2 protein-coding genes are annotated in these 630 nt (G+C 74.1%); both read right to left on the bottom strand.

All coding sequences use genetic code 11. The features are described from left to right. A partial coding sequence (locus ABD308_RS04830; RefSeq protein WP_425554692.1) for a hypothetical protein occupies positions 1-192 on the bottom strand: 192 nt, incomplete at its 3' end. A gap of 216 nt (positions 193-408) precedes the next feature. Continuing rightward, on the bottom strand, positions 409-630 hold a 222-nt coding region (locus tag ABD308_RS04825; protein WP_425554691.1), incomplete at its 5' end, for an AMP-binding enzyme.

Raw genomic sequence — 630 nt, 5'->3', positions numbered from 1 at the left:
GGTCCCCGCGCCGGTGCCGAGGCCGATCACGCCGGCGCCGGCCGCGATCACGGCCACCATGCCTATCCCCCGGCGGATCCGCCCCGCACGGGTGGGACGGGAGCCCGCCGTCGGACGGGGGGAGGAGGCGGCGGTGTGCTGCCCGGTCGCGTCGTCGGCGGCACCAGGTGCGCCGGTGTTGACGGTCGTCATGCTGCTGTCTTCCTTCGCTGAACGCGCCGGGCGCGCCGATCGCGCCGAACGCTGGGAGCTGAACGCTGGACGCGGAGCGCGGGGCCTCGTCGGCCCCGGCCGCGCCGCTTGTCACGTTAGGCACGCGTTCGCTCACCGTGCGCAGTGGAGTGCGCCAAAGGAAGGCTCACGGAAGGTGAGCGGCCGTCACCCGACCCGGCGCCGGGTGACCGCCCGTCACCCGTGTGCCGAGTCCGCCAGCAGCTGCTTCTTCAGCACCTTCCCCAGGGCGTTCCTGGGCAGTTCGGGCACCAGCACCACCCGCCGGGGCCGCTTGTGCACCGAGAGCCGCTCGGCCACGAAGGCCGTCAGCTGTTCACCCGTCACCGAACCGTCCGGAACGACGTACGCCACGATCGCCTGGCCGAGGTCGTCGTCCGGCGCGCCGACCACGGCGGC

Origin of the sequence: Kitasatospora putterlickiae (assembly GCF_039527695.1) — a bacterium.
In the GTDB taxonomy this organism is placed as follows: Bacteria; Actinomycetota; Actinomycetes; order Streptomycetales; family Streptomycetaceae; genus Kitasatospora; species Kitasatospora putterlickiae.
The sequence above is the reverse complement of the archived record's forward strand: the minus strand, read 5'-3'. Positions and strand labels throughout refer to the sequence as shown.